A 23,764-nucleotide genomic window follows, 5' to 3' on the forward strand; every position below is an offset into this window, starting at 1 on the left:
TCTCACGGGCGCCTTCGCCGGCAAGCCTGGCTCCTACAGAACGGGGCAAACAGACAAAAAAAGGGGCGCATTCAATTCAATGCGCCCCTTTTTCGTTTACGTCAGCCGATCAGAACGCCGGCAATACCGCGCCTTTGTACTTCTCGAGAATGAAGGCTTTCACTTCCGGGCTGTGCAGGGCAGCAACCAGTTTCTGCATTGCCGCGCTGTCCTTGTCGTCCGGACGGGCAACGAGGATGTTCACGTACGGCGAGTCGCTGCCTTCGATGACCAGCGCGTCCTTGGACGGATCGAGCTTGGCTTCCAGCGCGTAGTTGGTGTTGATCAGCGCCAGGTCGACCTGAGTCAGCACGCGGGGGATGGTCGCGGCTTCCAGTTCACGGAATTTCAGATCCTTGGTGTTCTCGGTGATGTCCTTCACGGTCGACAGGATATTTTTCGAATCCTTCAACTTGATCAGGCCAGCCTTCTCCAGCAGCAACAGCGCACGGCCGCCGTTGGTGGCGTCGTTCGGGATCACCACGTTGGCGCCGCCCGGCAGCTCTTCCAGTTTCTTGTACTTGCTGGAGTAAGCGCCCAGCGGCTCCAGGTGCACACCGGCAACGCTGACGAGGTTGGTGCCCTTGGCCTTGTTGAACTCATCCAGGTACGGTTGGTGCTGGAAGAAGTTGGCGTCCAGACGCTTCTCGGCCACCTGTACGTTCGGCTGGATGTAGTCGGTGAAGACTTTGACTTTCAGGTCCACGCCTTCTTTGGCCAGGGCTGGTTTAACGAACTCGAGGATTTCCGCGTGGGGCACCGGGGTGGCCGCAACGGTCAAGGTGTCGGCAGCGTGGGCGGAAAAGGCTGCAATGGCAGCGAATGCGACGAGTAGTTTTTTCATCTAACGGCTCCTTGATTGCGTCTGGCGGACGTCATCGGCATCAACGCCGACGTTGCTATTATTTGTGGGAAACACGGATCACCATTCGGTCGCCAACGCTTTGCAGCACATGGACCAGTACCAGAAGCAGTATCACCGTGACAAACATCACATCGTTCTGGAAACGCTGATAACCATAACGAATCGCTAGGTCGCCGAGACCACCAGCCCCCACGACTCCCGCGATGGCTGTGTACGAGACTAGTGCGATCGAGGTGACGGTAATGGCTGCAATAATGCCGGGTTTGGCCTCCGGTAATAGAGCATTGGTGATGATTTGCCGGGTCGTTGCGCCCATGGCCTGGGTAGCTTCAATAATGCCGCGATCTACTTCTCGCAATGCCGTTTCAACCAGCCTCGCAAAAAAAGGTGCAGCTCCCGCTACCAGTGGCGGAATGGTGCCAGCGACCCCCAGTGAAGTTCCAGTGATCAGTTGGGTCAGTGGAATCATCACGATTAACAGAATGATGAACGGTAACGCACGCAACAAGTTGACCACCAGAGCAACTGCCGAATACACCTGCTTTTGCTCTAGCAACTGACGCGGAGATGTGAGGAAAAGCAATACGCCCAGCGGCAAGCCAATCAACACCGTGAAGAACAGTGAGACACCAAGCATCACGAGTGTGTCGCAGGTGGCGACCCAGATCTCGAACCAGTCAACATTGGAAAACAGAACAGTCAGGGCTTCCATCAGCGCAGCACCTCCATATGGACATCAGCTGCGGTGAAGTGAGCAAACGCCGCTTCCATGTCGCCACCGGTGACGGCCAGGGTCAATTGGCCGTAGGGAACCTCTTTGATGCGATCGATACGACCGGCCAGGATGCTGTAGTCCACGCCCGTTTCCCGGGCGACGGTACCCAGCAATGGTGCGTAGGTCGCTTCGCCCTGGAAGGTCAGACGCACGATGCGGCCCGGCACATGAGCGAAGTCGTCGCGCTGTTCGTTCTCGTCGATCTGCTCGTCTTCCTGGACGAAGCGCTTGGTGGTCGGGTGCTTGGGGTGCAGGAACACTTCGGCCACCGAACCTTGCTCGACGATCACACCGGCATCCATCACCGCCACCTGATCGCAGACTCGACGAATCACATCCATCTCGTGGGTGATCAGAACAATGGTCAGCTTCAGCTCGCGATTGATCTCGGCCAGCAATTGCAAAACCGACGCCGTGGTCTGCGGGTCGAGGGCACTGGTGGCTTCGTCGCACAGCAAAATTTTCGGCTTGGTTGCCAGGGCGCGGGCGATGCCGACACGCTGCTTCTGACCACCGGACAGTTGCGCCGGGTATTTTTTCGCATGGTCGGCCAGGCCAACCCGCGCCAGCAACTGCGCCACACGCTGGTCGATTTCGCTACGCGACAGCTCACCGGCGAGGGTCAGCGGTAGCGCAACGTTATCGGCCACGGTCTTGGACGCCAGCAAGTTGAAGTGCTGGAAAATCATCCCGACCTGCTGACGGAAACGTCGCAGGCCGTTGGCATCCAGCGCTGTGACTTCTTCACCATCGACGATGATCTTGCCGCCACTGGAGTTTTCCAGGCGGTTGATCAGGCGCAGCAGGGTACTTTTTCCCGCACCGGAATGGCCGATCAGGCCAAAGACCTGACCGTTCTCAATCGTCAGACTGGTCGGATGCAGGGCGGGAATATCCTTACCGGCGACGCGGTAAGTTTTGTGGACGTTTTGAAACTCGATCACGTAGCGAACCTTGTGGGGCGCGTTAGAAAAGGATCAGCGGTTAGCCGGGCGCGCATTTTAGCCTGTCCGTATAGAGGTTCTTAGCATTTATTTCGCCTTCAACCAGCGATTTGGCAATAAGGCGATCAAAGGTAGGAACCTGGGACCGAGGCAATTGCGGCCTGATGCATCTAGAAAAGCAAAAGATCGCAGCTTGCGGCAGCTCCTAAACGGTCCGTTGGAGCTGCCGCAGGCTGCGATCTTTTCTTTATGGCTTGCGAGGGCTCAAAACCATCTGCGCCGGAATATTGCGCAGAATCTGCTTCTCAAGCTTCAGATCAAACCCAGAATCCAGCTTCTTCACCCGTTTGGTCAGCAACGTGGCCAACCATGGGTAGTCCTGAGTACGGGGAACCTGAATGCTCACGTCGCACTGATAATTCACCACATCGGCGGCGATAGCATCCAGTTGACGACGAAGTTTGCTCATATCGTTGAGGTTCAATGCCACCGTCGTGCTTTCAGCCGTCGGGTCGATCACTTTGGCCTGCGGTCTGGCTTCGGCAGCCTTGAGGGCCGCTTCGGCTTTATCCAGTTCAGCCTTGCGTGCATGAACGATGGCATTGTTAACGCCACCGGTCAGCGCCGGGGCCTTGGGCATCAATACCCGGGCACGGCTGAGGGCAGTGGCCGCGGCATTCACATCACCTTTTTGCAACACGATCTGGCTGCGCAGTAAATAGGCTTCGGCCAATTGCCGCTGGTATTGCTCAAGGGATTGATCGTTGGGCGACTCGGCCTGCAAGGCCGCCAATTGATCCTCGGCGGTGGCCAGCTCGCTGCTGGCCAGGCTTTGTTCCAGTTGTGCAATAGCCGTGGCCCGTGCATCGGGGGCCTCGGTGGCCGCCGGCGGCGTGCTTTGGCAAGCACCCAGTAGCAGCGAAAATGCGACAAGGAGCAGATAACGGGAGGCGAACGGCTTCATTCCTGCGACTCTCTATTTGCGCAAAAAACGAGCAAGTCTACACCCCTCGGCGGGGCAGGACAAAACTCAGCAGAAACAGCGCGGCGGCCGCCACCACAATCGACGGGCCAGCCGGGGTGTCCTTGAACCAGGACAACGCCAGCCCGCCACACACCGCGAGCATGCCCAGCAGGCTCGCGCCCAGTGCCATCTGCTCCGGCGAGCGGGCGTGACGTTGTGCCGCAGCCGCCGGAATAATCAGTAACGAAGTAATCAGCAACACGCCGACGATTTTCATCGCCACCGCAATCACCACGGCGATCAGCAACATCAGGACCAGACGCAACGCCGCCACCGGCAAACCTTCCACCCTGGCCAGTTCTTCATGCACGGTGATCGCCAGCAAGGGTCGCCACAGCGTGACAAGCAATACCAGCACCGCCGCGCTGCCGCCGAGGATCCAGGCCAGATCGGTCGGGCTGATCGCCAGCAGGTCGCCAAACAGATAGGCCATCAGGTCGATCCGCACTTCATGCATGAAGCTTAGTACCACCAGGCCCAGGGAGAGCGTGCTCGGTGCGAGAATTCCCAACAGCGTGTCAGACGCCAATGGCTGCCGCTGTTGCAGCGTCACCAGCAACACTGCCAGCAACAGGCAGCCTACGGTGACAGCCACGGTCGGGCTGACATCCAGCAGAAAGCCCAGCGCCACGCCCAGCAGCGCGGCATGGGACAGGGTGTCGCCGAAATAAGCCATGCGCCGCCAGACTACGAACGAACCCAGCGGGCCCGCGACCAACGCCAAGGCCAGACCTGCAAGCAGGGCGAAAAGCAGAAAATCAGCCATGCTTGCAGCTATCTCCATGAACGTGGGTATGGGCCGACGGGGTCGCAATGACCACCGAGCCATGCAGGTCGTGAGCGTGGTCGTGATGATGGTGATAAATCGCCAGACTTTGTGCGTTCTTTCCGAACAGTTCGACGAACGCGGGATCGCCGCTGACCTGCTCAGGATGCCCGGAGCAGCAGACATGGCGATTCAGACACACCACCTGGTCGGTGGTGCTCATCACCAGATGCAAATCGTGAGAGACCATCAATACGCCGCAGCCATGACGGTCGCGCAGGCGTGTGATCAGGCTATAGAGCTCGGCTTGACCGGCCACGTCGACGCCTTGTACCGGCTCATCGAGCACCAGCAACTCCGGCTCGCGCAGCAATGCCCGGGCCAGCAGTACTCGCTGCATTTCGCCACCGGAAACACTTTGTACCGGGCTGTCGATCACCTGCTCGGCGCCGACTTCCTTGAGCGCCGCCAAGGCCCGAGCGCGGTCCACGCCAGGGACCAGACGCAAAAAACGCAGCACTGATAGCGGTAGGGTTGGATCGACATGGAGTTTTTGCGGCATGTAACCGACGCGCAACTTCGGCTTGCGCCAGACGCTGCCGCTGTCCGGCTTCAACAGACCGAGCACCGCGCGCACCAGCGTGGTTTTACCGGCGCCATTAGGGCCGATCAGGGTAACGATCTGCCCCGGCTCGACGCTCAGTTCGATGTTATCCAGCACGTTTTGCCCGGCAAAAGTGACGGCCACCTGCTCAAGACGGATCAGCGCATTGCTCATTAAGCCCCCTGGCAACCCGAGCAGAGACCGATGACTTCAACGGTCTGGGCCTCGACGATAAATCCGACGTCCCTGGCGCTGCCGACGATCGCGTCGCTGATGGACTTCTGTTCAAGCTCGATGGCGGCGTGGCATTGGCGGCAAATCAGGAACTGGCCTTGGTGAGCGTGTTCCGGGTGATTGCAGCCGACGAAGGCGTTCAGCGAGGAGATGCGGTGTACCAGGCCGTTTTCCAGCAGAAAATCCAGCGCGCGATACACGGTCGGCGGCGCAGCACGGCGGCCGTCCTGCTCGCTGAGCACCGCCAGAATGTCGTAGGCACCCAGCGGTTTATGGCTTTGCCAGACCAGTTCCAGCACCCGCCGGCGCAAAGCGGTCAGGCGTAGCCCCTGACGTGCGCACAAGGCATCGGCCTCAGACAATGCGCTATGGACGCAATGAGAGTGGTCGTGGGGACGACTGGCAATCGGTGTTTTAGGCATGAGCGGCGACGAGTGTTGTGAGAGACGTTATTATGTTACCCGTTCTCGCCTCTTCGAGTGGTCATCGTGTCCCGACTTTTTTCTATCTTTGTCGCATTTGTCGCAAGTTTTCTGCTGATCGGTTCAGCCCAGGCCGAAGTCAACGTCCTTACCAGCATCAAGCCGCTGCAGCTGATTGCTGCTGCGGTACAGGAGGGTGTGGCGATTCCGGAAGTGTTGCTGCCGCCCGGGGCATCACCGCATAACTATGCCTTGCGCCCATCCGACGTACGGAAGGTGCAGTCGGTAGACCTGGTTTACTGGATCGGTCCGGACATGGAAGGTTTCCTGCCTCGCGTACTGAAAGGTCGTACGCTGCCCAGCGTCGCAGTGCAGGATTTGCCTGGCCTGAAACTGCGACATTTCGCCGAAGACAGCCACTCCCACGCCGAAGAAGCCGACGAGCATGACCACGATCATCGCCCTGGCAGCCTCGATGCGCACTTGTGGTTGTCCCCAATCAACGCCCGAGTGATCGCCAGCAAAATGGCTGCCGATCTGAGTGCAGCCGATCCGGCTAACGCAGCGCGCTATCAGAGCAACCTCAAAGCCTTCGATGAGCGCCTGGATGCCTTGGACCTACGCCTGAAGGCTCGCCTGGCAGGCATCGCGAACAAACCTTACTTTGTGTTCCACGAAGCCTTTGACTACTTCGAAGACGCCTACGACCTCAAGCATGCCGGCGTGTTCAGTGTCGCAGCCGAAGTGCAGCCCGGTGCCCAGCACGTCGCGGCGATGCGCACGCGGTTGCAGGAAGTCGGCAAAACTTGCGTGTTCAGCGAACCGCCGCTGCGCCCGCGCCTGGCAGAAACCCTGGTGGCCGGGCTACCGGTGAAACTGGCGGAGCTGGATGCATTGGGCGGATACACACCAGCGACTGCCCAAGGGTATGAGCAGGTGCTGGAAAAGTTGGGGAATGATTTGGCCGGGTGCCTGGAGTCGTTGTAAGCGGGAAGTTTGGTGGTGAATCGTTCGCGGGCAAGCCTCGCTCCTACAGGGATCGCGCACATCCTGGAGCGAGGCTTGCCCGCGAAGCTTTTAGAGGGCGAAAGGCAGCGGCGTGTCGACCTTCTGCCGCTGTGCCAAGCGCAGCTGAAATTCCATCGGATCGTGAATCAACACGTCCTGCCCAGCGAAAGACTCCGCCGCAATCAACCGCGACAACCAGAATCGCACGCACGCCACGCGCAGCATGGTCGGCCACAGCTCAGCTTCGGCAGCGGTGAACGGTCGCAGCGCGGCATAAGCGCCCAGCAACGCCCGCGCCCGAGCCCCGTCGAGCTGCCCTTGCTCGTCCGAACACCAGTCGTTCAAGGCAATTGCCACGTCATAGAGCATCGGCCCTGAACAAGCGTTGTAGAAGTCGATCAACCCGGTCAGGTGCGTGCCTTCGAACATCGCATTGTCGCGGAACAGATCCGCATGGATGTTGGCCCGCGGCAGCGCCAGAATTTTCGTCTTCTGCTGGGTGATCTCTTCCAGAGCCCGTTGCAGCAAATCGCTTTGCTCGGCGTTCAGGTGCGAGAGAAACTGCGTGCCCTCTTCCAGCATCCAGTCCAGGCCGCGATCGGTTTTGCGCTTGATCATGTTGGCCTGGGTCGCCAGGTGCAGGTGAGCCAGCAGCTCGCCGACCTGAGCGCAATGCTGGGCGTTGGCGTCCTTGATGTGCTTGCCCGCCAGACGTGGCTGCAACAGCGCGGGTTTACCGGCCAGTTCGCGCAAAGCGACGCCGTCGGTGGTGCGCAGGGCATAAGGCACCGGCAGGTTGGCGTCGTGCAGCACATCGAGCAGTTCGATGAAGAACGGCATCTCCTGCACCGGACCGCGCTCGACCAGGGTCAGGACAAACTCGCCCTGCTCCAGGCTGATAAAGAAATTGGTGTTTTCGCTACCGGCGGCGATCCCCTGGAAATCAAGCAGGCGGCCGAGCCCGTAAGGGGCGAGAAAGGTTTCCAGCTCGGGCCGAGCCAGGGGGGTGAACACAGACATGGTTAAAACTGCCAGTACGGGCGCCGCTACATAGCAAGCGCCGATTAAAGTTAAGAACCGCTTACCACTTAAAGATTTCCCACGCAGGGATCAGCATATCCGGCTGATCCGAGCGGATATAGTTACCCTCCGAGCCATCAGCGCGCACCAGGAAGTACGGTTTACCGCCCTTCGGAGTGACCTTGATGGCATACAGAAAACCGTTCTGCCGGTATTCCTGAATGGTTTTATCGCCTTCCGTGCGGATCGTTACTTCCGGGTCCGCCGAGGGCTTGTCATCCGCCGCCATGACAGCCAACGGAGTGATTGCAAAGAAGCCAGCCAGCAACAAGCGATTTAGTGTGCGCATGATAACCTTGTCCCTTTGTCGTCAACGGTCCCGCTATTCTAGCGCCGGACCCGCCGAAAAGGTTGATCCTGCTCATGAGCCAAGCCCCCCTCGTCCTGGTGGACGGTTCTTCTTACCTGTACCGCGCTTTTCATGCGCTGCCACCGCTGACCACGTCCAAAGGCCTGCCGACCGGTGCGGTCAAGGGCGTGTTGAACATGCTCAAGAGTCTGCGCAAGCAGTACCCGGACAGCCCGTTCGCCGTGGTGTTCGACGCCAAGGGCGGGACGTTCCGCGACGCGATGTTCGCCGAGTACAAGGCCAACCGTCCAAGCATGCCTGACGATATGCGGGTCCAGATCGAGCCGCTGCACGCCAGCGTCAAAGCCTTGGGCTTTCCATTGCTGTGCGTGGACAACGTCGAAGCGGACGATGTGATCGGCACCCTGGCCCGCAGCAGCGCGGCCGCGGACCGCCCGGTGGTGATTTCCACCGGCGACAAGGACATGGCGCAACTGGTCGACGGGCACATTACCTTGGTCAATACGATGACTGGTAGCACGCTGGACGTGGAAGGCGTGAAGGAGAAATTCGGCGTCGCTCCCGAGCAGATCATCGATTATCTGGCCCTGATGGGCGATTCGTCCGACAACATCCCGGGCGTTCCGGGTATCGGTCCCAAGACCGCTTCCGGCCTGCTGGTTGGCGTGAATGGCGGCCTGACCGAGCTCTATGCACAGCTCGATATCGTCCCGACCCTGCCGATTCGCGGCGCCAAGACCCTGCCGGCCAAGCTCGAAGAACATAAGGAAATGGCCTTTCTTTCTTATCGATTGGCAACCATCAAGATCGACGTACCGCTGGACTTCGGCCTCGACGACCTGCATATGGGACCACCGGATCACGACAAACTTGCCGAGCTGTATTCCCTGCTGGAATTCAAAAGCTGGTTCGAAGAGAACCAGCGCGAAGCCAAGCGCTCAGGCCAGGACATCGTCGAGGCTGTCCAAGAGCAGCCGGGTGCCGCCGAAGCGAAATACGAAACCATCCTCGACCAGAAGCGCTTCGAGGCCTGGCTGGACAAGCTCGAAAAAGCGCCGCTGATCGCCTTGGTCACCGAAACCAACGGCAACGACCCCCAACACGCGCAACTGGTAGGCCTGTCGTTCTCTGTCGCGGCCAACGAAGCAGCCTACATTCCGCTGACCCATTCCTACATGGGCGTGCCAGAGCAACTGGATCGCGACACCGTACTGCTGGCGTTGAAACCGCTGCTGGAAAACCCGAATAAACTGAAAGTCGGCCAACATGCGAAGTACGACACCAATATCCTCGCCAATTGCGCCATCGGTGGCGATCAGAACAACGGGATTACTGTTCGGGGTATTGCCTACGACACCATGCTCGAGTCCTACGTACTGGACTCAACGGCCACCCGCCACGACATGGACAGCCTGGCGCTCAAATACTTGGGCCAAAGCAAGACCGACATCCAGGAGATTGCGGGCAAAGGCGTCAAACAGCTGACCTTCGACCAGATTTCCCTAGAGCTGGCGGGCCCCTATGCCGCCGAAGACGCCGATGTCACCTTCCGCCTGCATCTGGTATTGCAGGAAAAACTGGCCGCGACACCAAGCCTGGTCAAAGTGCTCAACGAGATTGAAATGCCGCTGATGCCGGTCCTGGCCCGTATCGAGCGCCAGGGCGCGCTTGTAGATGCCAACCTGCTGGGCATCCAGAGCGTCGAGCTGGGTGAGAAACTGGTCGCCCTTGAGCGTGAGGCCTTTGCCATTGCCGGTGAAGAATTCAACCTCGGCTCGCCGAAGCAACTGGGCGTGATCCTCTACGAAAAGCTCGGTTTGCCCGTACTCAGCAAAACCGCCAAGGGTCAGGCGTCGACTGCCGAAGCCGTGCTGGCCGAGTTGGCCGAACAGGACTACCCGCTGCCCAAGGTGCTGATGCAATACCGCTCGCTGAGCAAGCTCAAAAGCACCTACACCGACCGCTTGCCAGAGCAGATCAACGCACGCACCGGGCGCATTCATACGTCTTACCAGCAAGCTGTCGCAGCCACCGGGCGTTTGTCATCCATCGACCCGAACCTGCAGAACATTCCGATTCGTACCGCCGAAGGTCGCCGGATTCGTCAGGCGTTCGTCGCGCCGAAAGGCTACAAACTGCTGGCCGCGGATTACTCGCAAATCGAACTGCGGATCATGGCGCACCTGGCCAAGGACGAAGGCTTGCTGCATGCCTTCCGCAACAACCTCGATGTCCACCGGGCCACGGCCGCAGAAGTGTTCGGCGTTGAGCTGGATGCGGTCACCAACGATCAGCGTCGAAGTGCGAAAGCCATCAACTTCGGCTTGATCTACGGCATGAGCGCGTTTGGTCTGGCCAAGCAGATTGGCGTTGACCGCAAACAGTCCCAGGCCTACATCGACCGTTATTTCGCTCGTTATCCCGGCGTGCTGCAGTACATGGAACGCACGCGCGCCCAGGCCGCCGAGCAAGGCTTCGTCGAAACCATCTTTGGTCGTCGCCTGTACTTGCCGGAAATCAACGCGAAAAACCAGGCCCTGCGCAAAGCTGCCGAGCGCACGGCGATCAACGCCCCGATGCAAGGCACCGCGGCGGACATCATCAAGAAAGCCATGGTGGCGGTGGACAACTGGCTGGCATCGTCAGGCCTGGACGCCAAAGTCATCCTGCAGGTACACGATGAATTGGTGCTCGAGGTGCGTGAGGACCTGGTCGACCAGGTACGCGAGGAGATTCGCGTGCACATGAGCAACGCTGCACAACTGGACGTACCGCTTCTGGTCGAGGTGGGCGTAGGCAACAACTGGGATGAGGCGCACTGAGCCGCCTGAAAAGACGTTTGTGCTGCGGCCTGGCGCCGCAGCACATGACGAAGGGCTATAGAGCGAAAAACGACAGTGATTATTTCCAAAGGATTTTGAAAATAGTCTGAACTAAATCCGTGAACCGCCACTCAGAGATACTGAATGGCTGGTGAAGCCCTTCGATGCTCCTATGTTGTGTTAAGTGTTGGCAGATATCTGGACCCCGCCCTAGCGGTCCGGAACTTGAACCCCGGAACTTCTCCCTCCCCATACGAAGTCCGGGGTTTTTTTTGCCTGCCGATTGGTCTCGAGAGCCTTACTCGGCAGCCTCGGCACCCTTGTCCGCCAACTCCATCCAGTCCGCCAGTACGGTGTAGGCTTCTTCCAGCCCCATGCGTTTGGGGGCCGAAAACAGCTGGATAGTGATCGTATCGCCCCAACCCTTGCGGATTTCCGATTGAACCTTGAGCAGCGTGTTTTTTGCCGCGCCGTAGGTCAGTTTGTCGGCCTTGGTCAGCAGAATATGCATCGGCATGCCGCTGGCGACGGCCCAATCGAGCATCAACAGGTCGAAGTCGGTCATTGGATGACGGATGTCCATCATCAGAATCAAACCTTTCAAACTCTCACGGCCACCCAGATAGGCTTCCAGGTGACGCTGCCAGTGCATCTTCAACGGGATCGGTACTTTTGCATAACCGTACCCCGGCAGGTCGACCAGACGGCGTTCATCGTCTAGCTTGAAGAAGTTCAACAGCTGCGTGCGACCCGGTGTTTTCGAGGTTCGCGCCAGGCTGGCGTGGGTCAGAGTATTCAACGCGCTGGACTTGCCGGCATTGGAACGCCCGGCGAAGGCCACTTCAAAGCCTTCGTCGTCGGGACATTGGTCGACTTTGGCGGCGCTGAGCATAAAGGTGGACTGTTGGCACAGGCCGAGGATGGGATTCTTGAGTTGCATGGGATTTCCGATGTGGGCGGCGCCGGGAATGGACGCGGCAAGCAGTGTCGTTTCCGTTTCAGTGACGCCAGTATATAATGCCGCAGATTTTGTGTGCGCTTTGTCCCAGCGTAGGATGAAGTTCACGAGAGCGATTGACCTTGATTGCGCATTAGAACGCAGCACGCTCTCAACCCTGAAAAGGTCGTTTTATGACGAAATGGCTGCTAGCTGCCGGTGTCTTGATGCCGCTTTACAGCGCTCAGGCTACACAGGATCCGGAAGCTGTGTACAACCGTGTTTGTGGTGCCTGTCATTCCGGCCAACTACCCATGGCGCCCCGCAAGGGCGATCAGGAAGCTTGGACGCCGAGGTTGGCGAAAGGTATGGAGACGCTGGTGCAACACGTGACCCAGGGTTTCAAGGCGATGCCGCCGCGTGGTTTGTGCATGGACTGCAGTGCCGAGGATTACCGAGCCATCATCCAGTGGATGAGCGAGTAAACCCGGTCCATAACTCTTTAACCCTTAGCCGTAGTTGGATTAGCTGATGAACAAATTGATCGTGAGTCTGCTGTTGACCGTGGGGATCTCCGGTATTGCCCATGCTGCAGGTGATGCGACTGCTGGTCAGGCGAAAGCCGCAGTATGTGGCGCCTGTCATGGCCCGGATGGCAATAGCATGGCGCCTAACTTTCCGAAACTGGCAGGCCAGGGCGAGCGTTATCTGAACAAGCAGCTGCACGACATCAAGTCCGGCAAACGCACGGTACTGGAAATGACCGGCCTGCTGACCAACCTCAGCGATCAGGACCTGGCCGATATCTCCGCCTACTTCGCCAGCCAGAAAGGCAGCGTTGGTGCCGCCGACCCGAAAATCGTGGCACGCGGTGAAGCACTGTTCCGCGGTGGCGACCTGGCTAAAGGCCTGCCAGCCTGCACCGGCTGCCACTCGCCCAATGGCGCAGGCAACGCAGCTGCCGGCTTCCCGCACCTGGGCGGCCAGCATGCCCAGTACGTCGGCAAGCAACTGACCGAATTCAGAAAAGAAGAAGGTGGCCGGACCAACGACGGCGACACCAAACCAATGCAAAGCATCGCTAAAAAGCTGAGCGACGAAGATATCGCCGCCGTCTCCAGCTATATTCAAGGCTTGCACTAAGGCCTGTGATCGAGCGTTGTGAGTGATGTACATCTCTTGCAACGTTAACTCTCGATTAATCCGTCGATGCAAACATAAAAAGGGTAGCTTTGGCTGCCCTTTTTTGTGGCCGCTGCCGTTACACTACAGAACTCAAGCCCGCCGGAATCTGTCTGAAAACAGGTCGCGCGAGGCGCCCAAATTGTCCAGGAGTAAAGCATGCGTAATCTGATCATCAGCGCCGCACTCGTCGCTGCCAGCCTGTTCGGCATGACTGCCCAAGCCGCCGAAAAACCTGAAGCGCCCTATGTCGAACTGAGCAACCCGGTCCCAGTGGCCGAGCCTGGCAAGATCGAAGTCGTGGAGCTGTTCTGGTACGGCTGCCCGCACTGCTATGCCTTCGAACCCGTCATCAACCCATGGGTTGAAAAGCTGCCCTCCGACGTGAATTTCGTGCGTATCCCGGCCATGTTTGGCGGCCCTTGGGATGCCCACGGCCAGATGTTCCTGACGCTTGAGGCCATGGGTGTCGAGAGCAAGGTTCATGCTGCGGTGTTCAACGCAATCCAGAAAGAACACAAGAAGCTGACCGATAAAGAAGACATGGCGGACTTCCTGGCGACCCAAGGTGTAGACAAGGACAAATTCCTGGCCACCTTCGACTCCTTCGCCATCAAGGGCCAGATCAACAAAGCCAAAGAGCTTGCCAAGAAATACGAAATCACCGGGGTGCCTACCATGATCGTCAATGGCAAGTATCGCTTTGACATCGGTTCTGCCGGCGGCGCCGAACAAGCGTTGAAACTGGCCGACCAACTGGTCGCCAAAGAGCGAGCGGCAACCAAGGCCGTTGCCAACTAAGCGCGGCACCTGCCATGCGCCGCTGGGGAACTGAACGCATCGTTGGCCTGCACGACCCGCGGGTCAACGAGCATCACCTGGAATCGACGGGGTTGCCCGTGGACAGCCGTCTGCGTTTGCTCAGTTTCAATATCCAGGTCGGCATCAGTACCGAGCGTTATCGGCACTATCTGACCCGCGGCTGGCAGCATCTGTTGCCGCACACCGGGCGTGCCGACAACCTGCAAAAAATCGGCAATCTGCTGGGCGACTTCGATCTGGTCGCCTTGCAGGAAGCCGATGGCGGCAGCCTGCGATCGGGCTACGTCAATCAGGTCGAACACCTGGCGCAGCTCGGCGCCTTCCCTTATTGGTATCAACAACTCAATCGCAATCTCGGTCATCTCGGCCAGCACAGCAATGGCGTGCTCAGTCGCCTGCGCCCGTGGGCGATCGAGGATCATCCGCTGCCGGGGCCCAAGGGTCGCGGGGCCATTCTGGTGCGCTTCGGCGAAGGTCCGGAGGCGCTCGTGGTGGTGATGATGCACCTGGCGCTGGGCGCTCGCGCCCGTAGCATGCAACTGGCTTACATCCGCGAGTTGATCGGCGGTTATAAGCACCAGGTGCTGATGGGCGATATGAATACCCATGCCGGTGACTTGCTGCAACATTCCCCGCTGCGCGATTTAGGCCTGCTCGCGCCGCAGATGGAAGCGACCTTTCCCAGCTGGCGCCCACAGCGCTGCCTGGACCACATTCTGCTCAGCCCCACCCTGACGCTTGAAAAGGTCGAGGTGCTGGCACAACCCATTTCCGATCACCTGCCGGTCGCGGTAGAAATTCGTCTGCCGGGCTCGCTCACGGCCGATGCATTCCCCGCGTTGAGTCCTGCCTGAATGAGCGACGAAGCACAGCGCTGGAAAGAGAAATACCTCAAAAGCATCGAACAACAGGAAAAGCTCGAACGTCGATGGGACGCCCGGCTCGATCTGCTGCGTCGCGGGCTGGTGCGCAGCACCCTGGCTGCCGAAGGTACCGATCGCGCCGTTGACCAATGCATGAAGGAAATGCGCGAAGTCGTACGCACAGACGACATGGACGCCGGCCTGGCAGCCTTGCTGCCGCGCCTGGAAAAAGCCGTGCTCGACTCCGAGCAGCGCCGGGAAACCCGGGTTGATCAAGTCAGCGCCGCACTGACGGCGCTGGTCTCCCAGTTGCAAGCATTGCCGCTGCCACGGGAAGTGAGCCGGCCACTGAAGAGTTTCGCCAAGCAGCTGGACGGACGTGTCGGCCAGGCTCGCGAAATCCCGTTGCTGCTCAGCGAGCTGAGCGGCTTGCAAGGCAAAGCCTTGAGCCTGCTGGAGAACCCTGTGGAACCGGGTCGTCCGGGTTTTCTGCAACGCCTGTTCGGTGGCCGGGATGCAGATGAGGCTGCGCCACAGATCGCCGCCCCCGAATTGCACATGCCTGCCCCGCAACCTGTCGAACCGGTTGCCGCACAACTGGCCGAGCTCCCAATCGCGACGGTCAATCTCGCGCCAGCCGCCAACAAACCGCAAGCGGTAATGCCAACCGTTGAAGCTGCCCTGCCCGCCGCTACGCCCGCTGAACCCGTGGACACTCCGGCGCCGACAGCAACAACGGCACCCATAGCCGAAGTCGTGGCGTTCGTCCCGCCCGTCCTGGAGCCAGAGGCCACGAGCAGCCAGGCCCCAGAGCCACAAACCCAGCCGAACATCGAACAGCCGCAAGAGCCGCAAGAGCCGGTTCCATCGATCGCCGTACCGGCCACCCAGGCTCCGTCGGCAATCAACCCGGATGAACTGATCCCGGAGGCCAGCGATCCGCAAACGCCAGAACACGACATTCTGTATGCCCTGCCGGACTCACCGGAACCGTCCTACAGCTCTGTGGCCAAGCACATCGAAGACACTCTGCTGGGCCTTCTCGACGACCTGACGCTGCCCGAGCGCCATCGACCGCAAGCCGAAGCGATGCGCAATCGTCTTCAAAACGGCCTGAATTGGTACGAGCTGCTACCGATCCTCGATGATCTGGCAACATTAATGCTGGCCATTACTGACAGCGGCCAACACGAATTCGAAGCCTATCTGCAGCGACTCAACGAACGCCTCGAATCATTTCAGAGCAACCTGCAAGCCGCCAGCGAAGGCCACGCCGACAACCGCTCTGCCGCGCGGGTGATGGACACGCAGATTCGCGAGCAAGTCGACGGCCTGCAAAGCAGCATGCAGGACGCGGCGGACCTCGATGACCTCAAGCACATGCTGGAAGACCATCTCGAAGGCCTGCTCGGCACCATGGACCAGCACCAGAAGCAACGCGACGAGCGCGAGCAGGAAGTCGCGGCCCGCCTGCAAAGCCTGGCTGAAAGGGTGGCCCACATGGAGCAGGAAGCGCTGGGCTACCGCGAGCACCTCGAAGAACAGCGCCAGAAGGCTTTGATCGATCCGTTGACCGGCCTGCCGAATCGAGCGGCCTGGAGCGAACGGCTGGACCACGAAATCAGTCAATGGCAACAACACGGCAACACCCTGTTGCTGGCGATGCTCGACCTCGACCATTTCAAACGCATCAACGACAACTACGGCCATCTGGCGGGCGACAAGGTGCTGAAAATCATCGCCAGTGTGCTGCGCAAGCGTCTGCGCGGGACGGACTTCATAGCCAGGTTTGGCGGTGAGGAGTTTGTGCTGTTGATGCCTGCCACGGCGCCGATGGTCGGCGCGAAACTGCTGGAAACCCTGCGCGCATCGATCGAAGCTTGCCCGTTCCACTTCAAGGGCGAGCGAGTCACTATCACCATTTCCATGGGACTGACCGCCTTCAGACCGGGCGAGCATAGCGACCTGGTGCTTAAAAGAGCCGATCAGGCGCTATATCGCGCGAAAAATACCGGCCGCAACCGGATAGAACTGGGCTGACAGTTAATTGTTCCATTTTGTTTAAAGGCGCGCTTTTGCGGTCGGCGCGCAAGGCAATACGTTACACTGTTGCATTATTGTCTCGCGTGTATTGCCTCCACCATGAAATTTCTTGCTCTTATTGCTTCGCTGCTTGTATTAGCCGGTTGCGCCAGCGGTCCCCGGATTGACACCAGCCACCCTTCAGTCAATCACGACAGCCGTATTCAGTTCGTGGTGATGCATTACACCTCCGCATCCCTGGAGGACTCGCTGCAATTGCTGACCCATGGCGAAGTCAGCAGCCATTACCTGATCGGCGACGACGAGCACGCCACCATCTATAAGCTGATGGATGAAAATCTTCGGGCCTGGCACGCCGGCGAAAGCCAATGGCAAGGCCGGACCTGGCTGAATTCCAGTTCCATTGGCATCGAAATCGTCAATCCAGGCTTCCAGGACACCCCGACCGGGCGCCTCTGGTATCCCTACAGCGAAGCCCAGGTTCAGTCGATGATCTTTCTGCTCAAGGACATCAGCAAGCGCCAGGGCATCAGCCCTCGCCATATCATCGGCCATAGCGACATCGCCCCCATGCGCAAGCTCGACCCTGGCCCGCTGTTCCCCTGGAAACGCCTGGCGGCCGAAGGCCTGGGAATCTGGCCGAACGAGCAGGCCGTGGCGCGTCAGCAAGCGCAGTTCGCCGCGCAGCTGCCAAGCATCAGCTGGTTTCAAGCGCAACTTGCCCGCCTGGGCTACGCCACGCCACAAACCGGCGAACTGGATGTAGCGACACGCAATGTGCTGGCGGCTTTTCAGCTGCATTTTCGCCCGTCCCGTTTCGACGGCACTCCGGACGCGCAAACCGCGGCGCTTCTCCAGGTGTTGAATCAGACAAAATAATGACGCCCGCCCGACGGTCAGGGCCTTTTCCCAATCAGCAGCTATAACTCATTGGTAATCCTTCGGATATTCCATGATGACGGCTGCTCGAGAGAGGCTGCGTAGCTGGTTCTATCGCCCTTGGTTTCTGGCGACGCTGGCGGCTGCCTTGAGTGCCACGCTGCTGATGACCGGCAGTCTGTTCATTGCGATGCATCAGGTCGAGGACAACGAAAGCCAGGAGATGAACGCCCAGGGGGAGCGCTTTCTGGTCCGTCTGGAGCAGCTGTTCGGGCAACTGCGCGAAAGCCTCGACGACCTTGAAGCTCAACCGCTGCGGGGCTGCGATGATGAAATGATCGCCACATTGCAGCAGGTCAGCTTCAATTACCGCTTCGTTTACGAAGCCGCTTACATGGATGCTTCAGGAATCTGCTCCAACCGCCCCCGTCAGGAAGGGCTGTCAGTGATCCGGCCACCGGACATCGAGGGCCCCACCTACAGCTATTGGTTAAACACCACTACCGAACCCGATGAGAACCGCGCCGCACTGATGCTGGGGCGTGGCAATTTCCGGGTGGCTACGTCTCGCGGGCATTTGACCGACATGGTTGATCTGTCTCCGGGGAGCAGCCTGTTGGTGGTGCTCGACCACGACACCCGCGCGATTCCCGTGCTCGGTGCCGAGCAGGAGTGGCCCCCGACGCAACCCTGGCCCCCGAAAAATCACGATGCACTGCAAGTCACCCCTACCCGCCTGATTTACCGAATGCCGACCAACACTCCCGAATACCAACTGGTGCTGATCACCCCGCGTACCGGGATGCATGTGCCGGCCGTTTGGTGGTGGCTGCTTCCGGCCAGCCTCGCACTCAGTGCCTGCGTAGGCATTCTGGTGTTTCTGCTGGTGCGCCAGCGTCAATCACTGGATGCTGAACTGCACGGCGCGATACAACGAGGCGAATTGCAGGTGTTGTATCAGCCGATCTTCGACCTCGACAGTCGCAACTGTGTCGGAGCCGAAGCCTTGCTGCGCTGGCGAAGGCCGGACGGCACCTTGACCAGCCCCGAGCTGTTCATTCCCATGGCGGAAAACACCGGCCAGATCCGCCAGATGACTGATTTCGTATTACAGCGCCTGCTGGAACAGCTCGGACAACTGTTGCGCGCCAATCCGCAGTTGTATATCTCGGTCAACCTGGCGGCCTGCGACGTCATGGTGCCGCGTATCGGTCAGGTGATGGCGCGCCTGCTGGCCTTGCACCGTGTAGCCGCCAAACAGATTGCCTTTGAGGTGACCGAGCGCGGATTGGTTGATGTCGTGGTGGCCAGAGAAAACCTGCAGGCCTTGCGCGATGTCGGGCATCAGGTGCTGATCGATGACTTCGGCACTGGCTATTGCAGCCTCGCCTACCTGCAAACACTGCCCGTGGACTGCCTGAAAATCGACAAGGCATTTATCGACGCGCTGGGTCATGACGCCGCCAGCAGCGGCGTGGCACCGCACATCATTCGCATGGCCCAGGCCCTGCAACTCAAGGTGATTGCCGAAGGCATCGAATATGAAGCCCAGGCAGAGTTTCTGAGCAGCGAGGGGGTGAAGTTCGGTCAGGGCTGGCTGTTCGCACACCCATTGAGCGCTGTGCAATTCATCGAATTGATTACCCGTGGCCGCCGACAAGCAACGCGGCGTCTGGATGACGAAGACTGAGAGGGTTCAGGCTTATACCGCCAGCGCCATGTAGAACTGCGAACCCTGCCCTGGCCGTGAATACACGCCCATCCGCCCACCGTGCAACTGCACGATCTCCTTGCACAGCGCCAGACCGAGCCCGGCGCCGCCCTTCTTGCGGCCAACCTGAACAAAAGGCTCGAATATCCTCCCTTGCTGGCCGTAGGCAATGCCTTCGCCGTTGTCTTCGACACTGATAATCACCCGCTCCCCATGACGTCGAGCCTGCAAACGTATCAGCCCGTCGCGGGAGGTATGGCGCAAGGCGTTGTCGATCAGGTTATCGAGCACCCGCTCCAGTTGCGCCTGATCGGCTTGCAGCCGCGGCAAAGCTCCCTGCACTTCCACCAACAGCTCAATGCCCTTCTCCTGCGCCGGGCCGGCAAAGCGTGCCTGGGCCTGCTCCAGCAAATCTTCGATGGAGCACGGCGCCAGGGTGAGTTTTTGCAGGCCGTTCTGATAGCGAGAGAAATTCAGCAGGTCGTTGATCAACTGCATCAAGCGCTGCATTTCTTCATTCACGGTGTTCAGCAAGTCGGCCTCACGGGAGTCCTCGGCAAAATGCGCCCGCTCGCGGAACAGGCCGAATGCCATGTGCATCCCGGTGACTGGCGTGCGTAACTCATGGGAAGCACGCAAGACGAACTCGCTGCGCACCCGTTCGAAGGCACGCTGCTCGGTGACGTCATGCAACACCATCACGGCGCCGAGGATATGACCCTGGGTATGGCTGACCGGCGTCAGGCTATACGTCAGCAATCGCGACTCCCCGTCAACCTCGATGCTCAGGTCGTCCGGCACTTGCTCCAAGGTGCCGCCGCGCAGCACCAGGTGCAGCTGTTCATCCAGCTCGGGACGCTCAAGTGCCGTGCCCAGCCCTTGGCCGAGACGCTCGGTGTCCCAGCCTAACTGGCGCTGAGCCACCGGATTGAGGTGCTCAAGATGACCTTGACGATCAATGATCAGCAAACCGTCGTCGATGCTATCGAGCACCGCTTGCAGACGTTGCTGGCCGGCGAGCAGTTCGTCGATATTGGTTGCCTGGTGTTCACGCAGGGCCTCGGCCATGATTCCGAAACGCCGGGTCAGCTGGTTCATTTCCACCGCGGAGGAAATCGGCAGAGTCACTTCGAAATTGCCTTGGCCGATGTTGTCAGCGGCCGCCGCCAGGGCCTCGATCGGGGCTCCGAAACGCTGGGCGATCGCATGGGCGGTAATGAACCCGATGAACAGCACCCCCACCCCGATCAACCCGAGCAGGCCGGCAATCAGCAACGCGCGGTCCCGGGCCTGGCGTTCGGTTTCACTGATGTTATCCAGCGCGCGCTTCTGTTCGGAGATCAAACCGTTGCGCAACGTGTTGAATTTTTCCGTGAGATCCCCGCCCCCAGTGAGCACCTGTGCCGTATCGCGGGAAAGATCGTAGGCCTGCAGAAAGCTCTGGTAATCAGCCTTGGCCTTTTTGAAACCGTACTGGGCGCCCTCGCTGGACGGCTCGCGAGCAATGCCTTCATCGAGCAATTCGAGGTAATGCTGTCTGGATGCCTCGAACGCCGCGGGATCAGGTTTCTCGCCGAGCATGATGATCAGTTGATCACCCAGGGTCTGACGCAGCTTCAATCCCAGATCCAGCCTGACGAAGTTGTCACGGATCAGGGCCTCCTGCGTGCCGGCCATCTGCATCACGCTGACCAGCCCGAGCAACAGCCCGAGCAGCGCCACGGTGATCAAGGCTGAAATACTCAGGAACAACCGGGTGCGCAACGTCATCGCCAGTTTCATCGGGTGCGGCTCACAAGTTGTACTGCTTGCGCTTGCGGTACAGGGTCGAGGCATCGATACCCAGGGTCTTGGCCGCCTGATCCAGGGTATCGGCGGTGGCAAGGACCGCGCCGATGTGGGCTTTCTCCAACTCATCCAGGCTCAACGCGGCGCCAATGCGTGGCGTATTGTTGGTCGGAGCTTCGGCCATGCCCAAGTGGCTGATCTCGACCCGCTCCTGCGGACAAATAATGCTCGCCCGTTCCACCACGTTGCGCAGCTCGCGGATATTGCCGGGCCAGCGGTAGCTGAGCAGCGCCTCGCGGGCCTCGTCGCTGAAACACCGGGCCGGACGCGAGTACTCCTTGACGAAGCGCGCCAGGAAACGGTCAGCCAGGTTAAGAATGTCTTCCCTGCGTTCGCGAAGCGGCGGCAGGTGCAAGGTGATAACGTTCAGCCGATAGAGCAAGTCTTCACGAAAACGACCGTCGCGGACCATGTCTTCAAGGTTGAGGTTGGTGGCCGCGAGGATTCGCACGTCGGCGCGACGGGTCACCGGGTCGCCCACACGCTCGTATTCCTTGTCCTGGATAAAACGCAGCAGCTTTGGCTGCAAGGTCAGGGGAAAATCGCCGATCTCGTCGAGAAACAACGTTCCGCCATCAGCCTGATTGACACGCCCCAAGGTGCTTTCGCTGGCACCGGTGAACGCGCCACGGCTGTGGCCGAAGAGTTCACTGTCCATCAATTCCGCTGTCAGGGACGGGCAGTTGATGGTGATGCAGGATTTCTTCTGGCGTTTGCTCCAGCCATGAATGGCCTGTGACAGCTCACCTTTACCGGTGCCGGACTCTCCGAGAATCAGAATGTTGGCGTCGGTACTGGCGACCTGGCGTGCGGTTTCAAGCACCACTTTCATCGCCGGGCTGTGGGAGTCCAGCCCCTCCTTGGGTTTACGCACTTCACCTTCGAGGGCTTCCAGACGTGCCGAGAGTTGCCGCACTTCCAGCTGTTTGGCAGTGGCCAGACGTAACTGATCGGGGCTGCAAGGTTTGACCAGATAGTCGGCGGCACCGGCCTGAATCGCATCCACGGCAGTGTCCACGGCCGAGTGAGCGGTAACGATCACTACACGCATCCAGGGCGCCTGAATCCGCATCTGGGCCAGCACATCTAGGCCGTTGTCTTCACCCAGGCGCAAATCGAGGAAGCACAGATCGAAAACCTGACGCTGCAACAAGGCTTCGGCCTGAGCGGCGCTGGTCGCGGTGGCCACGCTGTAGCCTTCGTCTTCGAGGCAATAGCGAAAGGTTCGAAGGATGGCGGACTCGTCGTCCACCAGCAGAATGCGGCCTTGATGCTCAGTGGCTGATTCCATGTTCCTACGCTCCTTTAATAGGTGTTCTTGGTTAGTCCCGGAAAAATCGGGCAAGTTGCATGATTGATTCTGGTCGATTCCAGCCACAACAGGCTATCTATCTACTCAAAGTGAAGCTAATACACTGATTTATTTGAACTTTTATTTACAGACCATTCTTTCAGCGATTGCCTGCGTCCCTTTCTGACATCTACGCCCTCCCCGCAATTCCAAAAATATTGAAAGTGCCTGCGAACTCATCGTGCATTACGCACGACTGCAAACGGATCATCGTGCAGGATGCGTCCAAAACGATTTCTACAAACACAATAACCAATTGATTTTTATCGTATTTATTCTTTATTAAAGCTGGCATGCAGGCTGCAATGATCTAGGTAATCAGGGCATTTAATGAACCAGCACCCGCCAAAGATCACTACCCGTATGGGAGGAACTTCAGGATGAATCGCCAAAGTGCCGCCCAATTGCGTCTTTCGCCACTGCATGTCCAGCAAGGCTTGTTTGCCCTGTTGGCATTGTTGATCACCCTGATTGGTGGCCAGCAGTACATGCGTTGGGAGCAGAGCGAGCAACCGGCGCCAGTGCACCTTTCGATTCCACATCCCCCCCAAACCCACTTCAGCGCCGTCAGCAGCAACCCGGCTGACAACGCCTCAATGCGAATGATGGGCGTCGACCAGGCCCGGCCTGTGGACGAGACGCCCTCCCTGGAACGTTGGGTGTTTTAAGCAAACGAACTTGGCGCGCTCAACGCGCCGGGAAAAGCACCACAAGCAACATCCTTAAATAGAAGCGTAAGGAGAATCACCATGTTGAGCTGGGCAATCACATTCCTGATCATTGCCATCATCGCTGCAGTATTGGGCTTCGGTGGTATCGCGGGCACCGCCACGGGTATCGCCAAGATTCTCTTTGTCGTATTCCTGGTGATGTTCATTGCTTCCTTCTTCTTTGGCCGTCGCGGTCGAGGTTGATATGTGTGTTTTGATTAAAGACATTGGCGGCCGCCCTGCTTCTGGGCGGCAGTGCCATGACGATCGCGGCCACCCACGCGACATGCCGACTACCGCTTACTCGGTAAACCGGACGAAGGCATGCAGAAGATGTGGATGGCGCGACTGAAGAAAGATCCACGCCGGTATTGAGTTCGAAACACGAAAGAGGCCTCACGCTTCTTTCCACTGCGCTACCCGAGGACGGTAGACGCATGACCAAGGGGTCGGGACGTTCTGACTGCTTCAGGGTCGGAGTGACCTACGGGTACAGGGAGTAGCCGCGCAAGGGCCGGGTCAGGT

23 protein-coding genes and 1 pseudogene are annotated in these 23,764 nt (G+C 59.1%); 12 read left to right on the forward strand and 12 right to left on the reverse strand.

The window, feature by feature from the left end:
- Positions 1 to 109: 109 nt before the first annotated feature.
- The 7 genes from AC1RL4_RS03460 to zur all read right to left on the reverse strand — a co-directional run bounded on the left by AC1RL4_RS03460 (position 110) and on the right by zur (position 5,673).
- A complete protein-coding gene (locus AC1RL4_RS03460; protein WP_018927267.1) occupies positions 110 to 883 on the reverse strand; it encodes a MetQ/NlpA family ABC transporter substrate-binding protein in 774 nt (257 codons plus the stop codon).
- A gap of 58 nt (positions 884 to 941) precedes the next feature.
- Positions 942 to 1,616 (reverse strand): methionine ABC transporter permease, encoded by a 675-nt coding sequence (locus AC1RL4_RS03465; RefSeq protein ID WP_111453134.1) that lies wholly within the window; start codon positions 1,614 to 1,616, stop codon positions 942 to 944.
- Complete coding sequence (locus AC1RL4_RS03470; protein ID WP_007940716.1) at positions 1,616 to 2,623, reverse strand: methionine ABC transporter ATP-binding protein; 1,008 nt, start codon at positions 2,621 to 2,623, stop codon at positions 1,616 to 1,618. Before AC1RL4_RS03470 ends, AC1RL4_RS03465 begins: the two co-directional genes overlap by 1 nt.
- Before the next feature lie 247 nt (positions 2,624 to 2,870).
- A complete protein-coding gene (locus AC1RL4_RS03475) occupies positions 2,871 to 3,587 on the reverse strand; it encodes a PA5502 family lipoprotein (RefSeq protein WP_064615672.1) in 717 nt (238 codons plus the stop codon).
- A 37-nt stretch (positions 3,588 to 3,624) separates the two neighbouring features.
- Entirely contained in the window at positions 3,625 to 4,413 is a 789-nt protein-coding gene (gene znuB / locus AC1RL4_RS03480; RefSeq protein WP_019580298.1) for a zinc ABC transporter permease subunit ZnuB, read from the reverse strand.
- Positions 4,406 to 5,191 (reverse strand): zinc ABC transporter ATP-binding protein ZnuC, encoded by a 786-nt coding sequence (gene znuC, locus AC1RL4_RS03485; RefSeq protein ID WP_007940713.1) that lies wholly within the window; start codon positions 5,189 to 5,191, stop codon positions 4,406 to 4,408. Before znuC ends, znuB begins: the two co-directional genes overlap by 8 nt.
- A complete protein-coding gene (gene zur, locus AC1RL4_RS03490; RefSeq protein WP_026286509.1) occupies positions 5,191 to 5,673 on the reverse strand; it encodes a zinc uptake transcriptional repressor Zur in 483 nt (160 codons plus the stop codon). The genes znuC and zur overlap by 1 nt, the downstream gene beginning before the upstream one ends.
- Positions 5,674 to 5,739: 66 nt before the next feature.
- Between zur and AC1RL4_RS03495 the strand changes: the two genes are divergently transcribed.
- Positions 5,740 to 6,660 carry a zinc ABC transporter substrate-binding protein gene (locus tag AC1RL4_RS03495; RefSeq protein WP_230174659.1) on the forward strand — a complete coding sequence of 307 codons (921 nt, stop codon included), beginning with the start codon at positions 5,740 to 5,742 and terminating at the stop codon, positions 6,658 to 6,660.
- Between the two features lie 90 nt (positions 6,661 to 6,750).
- Here AC1RL4_RS03495 and AC1RL4_RS03500 read toward each other — a convergent pair whose 3' ends face one another.
- Together AC1RL4_RS03500 and AC1RL4_RS03505 are read right to left on the reverse strand one after the other, a co-directional pair.
- Complete coding sequence (locus AC1RL4_RS03500; protein WP_018927273.1) at positions 6,751 to 7,701, reverse strand: homoserine kinase; 951 nt, start codon at positions 7,699 to 7,701, stop codon at positions 6,751 to 6,753.
- Between the two features lie 61 nt (positions 7,702 to 7,762).
- Positions 7,763 to 8,050, reverse strand: a complete 288-nt coding sequence (locus AC1RL4_RS03505) for a DUF2782 domain-containing protein (RefSeq protein WP_028940060.1) — start codon at positions 8,048 to 8,050, stop codon at positions 7,763 to 7,765.
- Between the two features lie 74 nt (positions 8,051 to 8,124).
- Between AC1RL4_RS03505 and polA the strand changes: the two genes are divergently transcribed.
- Positions 8,125 to 10,893, forward strand: a complete 2,769-nt coding sequence (gene polA / locus AC1RL4_RS03510) for a DNA polymerase I (RefSeq protein ID WP_230174657.1) — start codon at positions 8,125 to 8,127, stop codon at positions 10,891 to 10,893.
- Between the two features lie 298 nt (positions 10,894 to 11,191).
- On the opposite strand, the gene yihA is transcribed toward polA, so the two are convergent.
- Complete coding sequence (gene yihA, locus AC1RL4_RS03515; protein WP_007940707.1) at positions 11,192 to 11,833, reverse strand: ribosome biogenesis GTP-binding protein YihA/YsxC; 642 nt, start codon at positions 11,831 to 11,833, stop codon at positions 11,192 to 11,194.
- 191 nt (positions 11,834 to 12,024) lie between these two features.
- Here yihA and AC1RL4_RS03520 point away from each other — a divergent pair, with 191 nt between their 5' ends.
- From AC1RL4_RS03520 to AC1RL4_RS03550, 7 genes are all read left to right on the forward strand, one after another.
- Positions 12,025 to 12,315, forward strand: a complete 291-nt coding sequence (locus tag AC1RL4_RS03520; RefSeq protein WP_003196231.1) for a c-type cytochrome — start codon at positions 12,025 to 12,027, stop codon at positions 12,313 to 12,315.
- A 46-nt stretch (positions 12,316 to 12,361) separates the two neighbouring features.
- The gene (locus AC1RL4_RS03525; protein WP_007940706.1) at positions 12,362 to 12,973 is read left to right on the forward strand and encodes a c-type cytochrome; all 612 of its coding nucleotides are present in this window, start codon (positions 12,362 to 12,364) and stop codon (positions 12,971 to 12,973) included.
- Between the two features lie 198 nt (positions 12,974 to 13,171).
- The gene (locus AC1RL4_RS03530) at positions 13,172 to 13,813 is read left to right on the forward strand and encodes a thiol:disulfide interchange protein DsbA/DsbL (protein WP_019580303.1); all 642 of its coding nucleotides are present in this window, start codon (positions 13,172 to 13,174) and stop codon (positions 13,811 to 13,813) included.
- 14 nt (positions 13,814 to 13,827) lie between these two features.
- Positions 13,828 to 14,688, forward strand: a complete 861-nt coding sequence (locus AC1RL4_RS03535) for an endonuclease/exonuclease/phosphatase family protein (protein ID WP_007940704.1) — start codon at positions 13,828 to 13,830, stop codon at positions 14,686 to 14,688.
- Positions 14,689 to 16,737, forward strand: a complete 2,049-nt coding sequence (locus tag AC1RL4_RS03540) for a GGDEF domain-containing protein (RefSeq protein ID WP_019580304.1) — start codon at positions 14,689 to 14,691, stop codon at positions 16,735 to 16,737.
- Positions 16,738 to 16,839: 102 nt separating this feature from the next.
- Positions 16,840 to 17,619 carry an N-acetylmuramoyl-L-alanine amidase gene (locus AC1RL4_RS03545; protein WP_019580305.1) on the forward strand — a complete coding sequence of 260 codons (780 nt, stop codon included), beginning with the start codon at positions 16,840 to 16,842 and terminating at the stop codon, positions 17,617 to 17,619.
- 73 nt (positions 17,620 to 17,692) lie between these two features.
- Positions 17,693 to 19,309 (forward strand): EAL domain-containing protein, encoded by a 1,617-nt coding sequence (locus tag AC1RL4_RS03550; RefSeq protein ID WP_019580306.1) that lies wholly within the window; start codon positions 17,693 to 17,695, stop codon positions 19,307 to 19,309.
- A 12-nt stretch (positions 19,310 to 19,321) separates the two neighbouring features.
- Here the strand turns inward: AC1RL4_RS03550 and AC1RL4_RS03555 are convergent, their stop codons facing one another.
- Positions 19,322 to 21,112, reverse strand: a complete 1,791-nt coding sequence (locus AC1RL4_RS03555) for a KinB sensor domain-containing domain (protein WP_230174655.1) — start codon at positions 21,110 to 21,112, stop codon at positions 19,322 to 19,324.
- Between the two features lie 10 nt (positions 21,113 to 21,122).
- Positions 21,123 to 22,469: a sigma-54-dependent response regulator transcription factor AlgB gene (gene algB / locus AC1RL4_RS03560; protein WP_018927282.1), complete on the reverse strand. Its 1,347-nt coding sequence runs from the start codon at positions 22,467 to 22,469 to the stop codon at positions 21,123 to 21,125.
- A 440-nt stretch (positions 22,470 to 22,909) separates the two neighbouring features.
- Here algB and AC1RL4_RS03565 point away from each other — a divergent pair, with 440 nt between their 5' ends.
- From AC1RL4_RS03565 to AC1RL4_RS03575, 3 genes and pseudogenes are all read left to right on the forward strand, one after another.
- A complete protein-coding gene (locus AC1RL4_RS03565; RefSeq protein WP_028940066.1) occupies positions 22,910 to 23,197 on the forward strand; it encodes a hypothetical protein in 288 nt (95 codons plus the stop codon).
- 81 nt (positions 23,198 to 23,278) lie between these two features.
- Positions 23,279 to 23,443 (forward strand): DUF1328 domain-containing protein, encoded by a 165-nt coding sequence (locus AC1RL4_RS03570; RefSeq protein ID WP_003177151.1) that lies wholly within the window; start codon positions 23,279 to 23,281, stop codon positions 23,441 to 23,443.
- A gap of 66 nt (positions 23,444 to 23,509) precedes the next feature.
- A pseudogene (locus AC1RL4_RS03575) lies at positions 23,510 to 23,614 on the forward strand (inhibitor of vertebrate lysozyme family protein); the annotation flags it as partial.
- Positions 23,615 to 23,764: the final 150 nt, after the last annotated feature.

Source organism: Pseudomonas sp. GW822-FHT07A10 (assembly GCF_058798795.1).